The 6,704-nt window shown below is 68.6% G+C and carries 6 protein-coding genes and 1 rRNA gene; all 7 read right to left on the minus strand.

What is annotated here, in order from left to right; genetic code table 11:
- Positions 1-29 precede the first annotated feature (29 nt).
- Positions 30-860: an FHA domain-containing protein gene (locus AB0946_RS19220; RefSeq protein ID WP_366761774.1), complete on the minus strand. Its 831-nt coding sequence runs from the start codon at positions 858-860 to the stop codon at positions 30-32.
- Positions 861-1,050: 190 nt separating this feature from the next.
- The gene (locus AB0946_RS19225; RefSeq protein ID WP_366761775.1) at positions 1,051-1,914 is read right to left on the minus strand and encodes a DUF881 domain-containing protein; all 864 of its coding nucleotides are present in this window, start codon (positions 1,912-1,914) and stop codon (positions 1,051-1,053) included.
- Between the two features lie 5 nt (positions 1,915-1,919).
- A complete protein-coding gene (locus AB0946_RS19230) occupies positions 1,920-2,252 on the minus strand; it encodes a small basic family protein (RefSeq protein WP_003988855.1) in 333 nt (110 codons plus the stop codon).
- Positions 2,249-3,163 carry a DUF881 domain-containing protein gene (locus AB0946_RS19235; RefSeq protein ID WP_366761776.1) on the minus strand — a complete coding sequence of 305 codons (915 nt, stop codon included), beginning with the start codon at positions 3,161-3,163 and terminating at the stop codon, positions 2,249-2,251. Before AB0946_RS19235 ends, AB0946_RS19230 begins: the two co-directional genes overlap by 4 nt.
- A 121-nt stretch (positions 3,164-3,284) precedes the next feature.
- On the minus strand, positions 3,285-5,780 hold the full coding sequence (locus AB0946_RS19240; RefSeq protein ID WP_366761777.1) for a mannose-1-phosphate guanyltransferase: 2,496 nt from the start codon (positions 5,778-5,780) through the stop codon (positions 3,285-3,287).
- A 113-nt stretch (positions 5,781-5,893) separates the two neighbouring features.
- Positions 5,894-6,502, minus strand: coding sequence for a CDP-alcohol phosphatidyltransferase family protein (locus tag AB0946_RS19245; protein WP_171158316.1), 609 nt, complete (start codon positions 6,500-6,502; stop codon positions 5,894-5,896).
- Positions 6,503-6,609: 107 nt separating this feature from the next.
- Positions 6,610-6,704 (minus strand): 5S ribosomal RNA (gene rrf / locus AB0946_RS19250); the annotation flags it as partial.

Genomic DNA, 6,704 nt, shown 5'->3' on the forward strand with positions numbered 1-6,704 from the left:
TTCCCCCCGGACGTCGGTCCGGGGGCGGGTCAGATGCCCTGCCGGCTCGCGTAGAACACCAGCCGGTACTTGCCGATCTGCACCTCGTCGCCGTTCGACAGGGCGACCTGGTCGATGCGCTCCCGGTTGACGTACGTGCCGTTCAGGCTGCCCACGTCGGCGACCGTGAAGGAGCCGTCCGGGGACCGCCGGAACTCCACGTGGCGCCGCGAGACGGTCACGTCGTCCAGGAAGATGTCGCTCTGCGGATGCCGGCCGGCCGTGGTCAGGTCGCTGTCCAGCAGGAAGCGGCTGCCCGAGTTCGGCCCCCGGCGCACCACCAGCAGCGCCGAGCCCATCGGCAGCGCGTCCACCGCGGCCTGCGCCTCCGGGGAGAGCATCGGCAGCGGCGTCTGGCCGGTCGCCTCGGAGTCGTAGGCCTCCAGCCCCGAGATCGAGATCGTGGAGGTCGTCTCGGAGGCCCGCTCGGGCGTCAGCCCGGGCCGCAGCGGCGCCCCGCAGTTGGAGCAGAACCGGGCGTTCTGCGCGTTCCGGTTACCGCACCTCGTACATACCAGGACCGACATCGACGGATCCTCCTGCCGCGGCTGCCCCGCCGGGGCGTTGGACGCGTACGGGCCGGAGGCGAACCCTCCACCCGTACCTGAGGTTGACGGTTGCCCGAAACCTATGCCGCCGGACTGGGCAGGGTCAACAGACGCCGCGCCCTGACCTCCCGAAATGTCACCGCCCGGACCAGCGACCTGGTCCCGGAACAGCGGGCGCTGGCCCTCCGCGTCAGGCTGTGCGCGATGACGAGCGGTCGCGTTGTCGCTGCCCTCTCGCGCGCTCTTGCCGAACAACTTCGCAAACAACTTCACGGGCGATTCCCCTTGACCGAAACAGACCCGCCCGTGGGGCAGGACGAACCCTGATTGCCTACACCGGCCGAGCCGGACATTCTCACAACGTCCGTATCCACCAGACAGTTTCCACCACGCACCACCCCTTCGGTGCGCCGACCCCCCGCAACCTCATGCCCCTGCCGGACGGCCACCATGCACCGCCGGTTCACTGGGAGGACGACCGAGCGTAGTCAGGCCGCTTCGCCTGTCGCAAGGCATCCACGACGATCTTGTCCGACCGCTCGACGGTCACCGTGGCCTGCTCCTTCTCCAGAGTCTGCACCACGCCTCCCGGGATGTTCAGCGCGGGCTCGAGGTCCTGCGGCTTGCCGATGACCTTGAAACGATAAGGGTCGTTGATCTTGTTCCCGTCGACGCTCACACTCTTGCCGGAGTCGGTGAAGTAGGTGCCGGCGACCACCCGCACCCCGTTGACCTCGATCGCCTCGGCACCGGCCGCGCGCAGCTCCTGGATCGCGTCGAGCAGCATGTCCGCCTCGACCGTCCCCTTCGTGTCCTCGATCGTCATGGTGATGCCGGGACCCTGCGCCGCCACGGTGCCCGCCAGGATGCCGAGTTGCCTCTCCTTCTCGGCGGTCTGCCGGCGCGCCTCGGCGGCCTGGTCGGAGCTGCTCTGCAACTCCTGACGCTGCTTGTCGAGTCCCTGCTTCTCGTCCTGAAGACGCTGAGTACGCGAATCCAGTTCATCGAGGATGCGCACAAGATCCTCTTGGCGGGCCCCGCGCAGCGCGCCGTCGGTGTCGCTGTTGGACGCCACCTGCACGGCCAGGCCGAAGCCCAGACCGAACAGCAGCACCGCGACGATGAGTTGGGCACGCGTGAAGCGCGGCGGCCACAGCCCGTCGACGAGCCGCTGCCGGCCCGTCAGCCGCTGCTCGGACTCCTCCGCGGACGGCTGCCCGGCCTCGGGCGCGGGCGCGGGCACTTCCGCCGGCAGTTCCCTGCGCAACCGGTTCCCCGGCTGGTCGTTCCGGCCGTTGCCGTCGTTGCTGTCGTTCTGCTCGTTCATCGGTGTCACGCCCGGAACACGTGGCGCCGGATCGCGGCGGCGTTGGAGAAGATGCGGATGCCCAGGACCACGACGACACCCGTGGACAGCTGCGCGCCCACGCCCAACTTGTCGCCGAGGAACACGATGAGGGCCGCGACGACCACGTTCGACAGGAACGACACCACAAAGACCTTGTCGTCGAAGATGCCGTCGAGCATGGCCCGCAGACCACCGAAGACGGCGTCCAGCGCCGCCACGACGGCGATCGGCAGATACGGCTCGACGACCGCCGGAACCTCGGGCCGGACCAACAGGCCGGCCACGACTCCCACGACGAGGCCCAGTACGGCGATCACGATGTGCCCTTCTCGGTTTTCTCGGACTTCGGCTGTGCTGTACGTACGATCACACTGGGTGCGGCGGGCAACCGGACGTCGCCCTCCGCGGAGATGGTGGCGCGGATGCCGTAGTTCTCCAGGGCATGCAGGTACAGGCCGTCGGCGCTGTTCTGGAACCTGGTGCTCAGCCTCTCCCCGTCACCCACCGCCAGCACCGTGTACGGCGGCACCAGCGGCCTGTTGTCGACCAGTATCGCGTCACCCGCTGCCCTGATCGCGGACAGGGCGGTCAGCCGCTGCCCGTTGACGGAGATCGCCTCGGCCCCGGAGGCCCACAGCCCGTTGACCACGCGCTGCATGTCACGGTCGCGCACCCGGCCGGTGTCGGAGAAACCCGAGGTCTCCCGGGGGTTGGCGCCGTCGCCGCCGCCGCTCGCCTCCTTGGCGTCGTTCACGACGAGCTTGACACCGGGACCGTGCACCGCGGTGGCACCCGACAACAGACCCACCAGGTCCGCCTCGGCACTGCCCCCGCTCGATTTCAGGGCCGCCCGCTGCCGCGCACTCACGTCGTCACGCAGTGTGTCGACGGTGCGTTCGAGCTTGTCCGCGTCCGCGGTCTCGCTGTCGATGCGGTCGATCAGCTCCTGGCGCTCCTTGGCCACCACGGGCGCCGTCACGCGCGCCTGGGCCGCCCCCACGGTCACGACGAGCGCCGCGAGGACGAGGCCGGCGGCCAGGCCCAGCTTGGCCCGGAGCGTCTTCGGCAGGCCGCCCTCGCCCGCGGACTTCCTGCGGGCGGCGGCCTCGGCGTACCCGTCGTCGAGGCTGTGGTCCATGACGTTGGTGATCAACGACATGGAGGCGTCCGGGCGCTGCGGCCGCGTGGGGCTGCTCCGAACGGGGGGTTGCTGCGGCATGCCGCACATCGTCGCATGTCGCGAGCAGTACCTCCGAACGGCCCCACCGGCGTGCCGGACAGGCCCCCTTGGGGACACTTGTCCGGCACGCACGCGTGCAGCGGGTTTTGCCGTCCTCAGCCGCCGGCGCTCACCGGCCGGCGCTGTCCACGACCGCCGACCACTCGTCCAGCAGGGCCTGTGCGGACGCGTCGTCCGGCCCTTCCGCCCACAGATGGGTGACCGCCTCGGCCGGGTCGGGAAGCACCATCACCCAGCGCCCGTCGGTCTCCACGACACGCACACCGTCGGTCGTGTCGACGGAGCGGTCCCCGGCCGCCTCGACCACCCGTCGCATCACCAGACCCTTGACGGCCCACGGCGTCGCGAGGTCCCGCTTGAGGACGTGCGCCCGCGGGATCCGGGCGTCGATCTGGCTCAGCGTGAGCTGGGTCCGCGCCACGAGCCCGATCAGGCGTACGAAGGCGGCCGTGCCGTCGTACACCCCGCTGAACTCGGGGACGATGAACCCGCCCTTGCCGTCGCCGCCGAAGATGGTGCCCTCCTCGCGCCCCACGCGCGTGAGGTCGTCGGGCGAGGTGGTCGTCCACTCGACCTGGGTGCCGTGGTACGCGGCCACCTGCTCGGCGATCCGGGTCGTGGTGACCGGAAGCGCCACCCGTCCGCTGCGCCGCTCGGCGGCCACCAGGTCCAGCATCACCAGCAGCGCCCGGTCGTCCTCGATGATCCGGCCCTTCTCGTCCACGAGCGACAGCCGCTCGCCGACGGGGTCGAACCGGACACCGAACGCGGCACCCGAGGAGGCAACGATCTCCCCGAGCCGCACCAGCCCCTTGCGCCGCATCTCGGCCGTCTCGGTGGGCCGGGACTCGTCCAGACCCGGATTGATGGTCAGCGAGTCCACACCGAGCTTGCCGAGGAGGCTGGGCAGCACCAGCCCGGCACTGCCGTTCGAGGCGTCCACGACCACCTTGAGGCCCGACTCGGCTATCCCGGTCGTGTCGACGTTCCGCAGCAGCGATCCGGTGTACGAGTCGAAGACGCTGGCCGGGAAGTGCAGGTCGCCGATCTCACCGGGGAACGCCCGCCGGTACTCCTGGCGTGCGAACACCCGGTCGAGCTTGCGCTGGCTGCCCTGGGAGAGGTCGGCGCCCTGTCCGTCGAAGAACATGATGTCGACCGAATCCGGGACACCGGGCGAGGTCCGGATCATGATGCCGCCGGCGCTGCCGCGCGCGGTCTGCTGCCGGGCCACGGGCAGCGGCACGTTCTCCAGGTCGCGTACGTCGATGGCGCTGGCCTGCAGCGCGGAGATCACCGCCCGCTTGAGCGCGCGGGCGCCCCGGGAGTGGTCGCGGGCCGTGGTGACGGTGGCGCCCTTCTTCAGGGTCGTCGCGTAGGCACCGGCGAGCCGGACGGCCAGCTCCGGGGTGATCTCCACGTTCAGGATGCCGGAGACGCCCCGGGCGCCGAACAGGTGGGCCTGTCCGCGGGACTCCCAGATCACCGAGGTGTTGACGAAGGCGCCGGCCTCGATGGTCTTGAACGGGTAGACGCGGACATTGCCCTGGACGATCGATTCCTCACCGATCAGGCACTCGTCACCGATGACCGCGCCGTCCTCGATCCGGGCCGCACGCATGATGTCGGTGTTCTTGCCGACGACACAGCCGCGCAGATTGCTGTGCTGCCCGATGTACACGTTGTCGTGCACGACGGCCTTGTGCAGGAAGGCGCCGCTCTTGACGACGACGTTGGAGCCGACGACGGTGTGCTCCCGGATCTCCGCGCCGGCCTCGACCTTCGCGTAGTCACCGATGTACAGCGGTCCGCGCAGCACGGCGTCGGGATGCACCTCGGCGCCCTCGGCCACCCACACACCCGGGGAGATCTCGAAGCCGTCGATGTCGACGTTGACCTTGCCCTCGAGGACGTCCGCCTGGGCCTTCACATAGCTCTCGTGCGTGCCGACGTCCTCCCAGTAGCCCTCGGCGACGTAGCCGTAGATCGGCTTGCCTTCCTTCATCAGCTGCGGGAAGACATCGCCGGACCAGTCGACGGGCACATCGGCTTCGACGTAGTTGAAGACCTCGGGCTCCATGACGTAGATGCCCGTGTTCACCGTGTCGGAGAAGACCTGCCCCCAGGTCGGCTTCTCCAGGAAGCGTTCGACCTTGCCTTCCTCGTCGACGATGGTGATGCCGAACTCCAGCGGATTGGGCACACGGGTCAGGCAGACCGTGACCAGAGCACCCTTCTCCTTGTGGAAATTGATCAGGTCGGTGAGGTCGAAGTCGGTCAGGGCATCACCGGAGATGACGAGGAAGGCATCGTCCTTCAGCGCCTCCTCGGCGTTCTTGACGCTTCCGGCGGTACCGAGCGGCTTCTCCTCGTTGGCGTACGTGAGCTCCATGCCGAGCTCTTCGCCGTCACCGAAGTAGTTCTTTACGAGGGACGCCAGGAACTGCACCGTGACCACGGTCTCGTTGAGCCCGTGCTTTTTGAGCAGTCGCAGCACGTGCTCCATGATCGGGCGATTCGCCACGGGCAGGAGCGGCTTGGGCATGCTGGAGGTCATTGGGCGAAGGCGCGTGCCCTCGCCGCCGGCCATCACGACGGCCTTCATGTCGGAAGCGTCCTCCTAAAGAGATGACTGTCTAGCCGACTTCACCCGTCCAAAGTGTCCCGCATTTCACGGCGGGCGGCCATCGGACGACTTTGTCCAGACAAGAGACGGGCTCAATCGGCCACGGCGTCCGCGCGCACCAGACGGCGGACTTGTACTACGTACAGCACTCCTGCCCACCAATAGAGGGTTGTACCCCATCCGGCGAAAGCCCACCCGAAAACTGCAGCGAGTGACGCGATCCATCCGTTTCCGTCGCTGAGGAGCAGGAGCGGGAAGGCGTACATGAGGTTGAACGTGGCGGCCTTGCCGAGGAAGTTCACCTGCGGCGGCGGATAGCCGTGCCGGCGGAGGATGCCCACCATGACCAGGAGGACCAGCTCCCGGGCCAGCAGGAGGGCGGTGAGCCAGAGCGGGAGGATCTCCCGCCAGGTCAGCCCGAGCAGTGTGGACAGGACGTACAGTCGGTCGGCAGCGGGGTCGAGCAGCCGGCCGAGGCTGCTGATCTGGTTCCAGCGCCGGGCGAGCTTGCCGTCCAGGTAGTCGCTGATCCCGCTGAGCGCGAGCACGAGGAGGGCCCAGCCATCGCTCTTGGGGCCGCCGAACTCCGGCCTGAGGATCAACCACAGGAAGAGGGGTACGCCGACGAGCCGCGCCATGCTGAGGATGTTGGGGATGGTGAGGACCCGGTCTGTCTGGACGCGGGTCTCCTGGACCTCCACCCGGGGGCCTCCTGTGCGAAATGAACCAACGATGCCCCCTGACCTTACCTCAACGCAAAAAAGCTCCGGCCCCTGGGCAGTGCCCAAGAGCCGAAGCTTCAAAAGGAGTTCGGCGGTGTCCTACTCTCCCACAGGGTCCCCCCTGCAGTACCATCGGCGCTGTGAGGCTTAGCTTCCGGGTTCGGAATGTAACCGGGCGTTT

Origin of the sequence: Streptomyces sp. NPDC046870 (assembly GCF_040704595.1) — a bacterium.
In the GTDB taxonomy this organism is placed as follows: domain Bacteria; phylum Actinomycetota; class Actinomycetes; order Streptomycetales; family Streptomycetaceae; genus Streptomyces; species Streptomyces argyrophylli.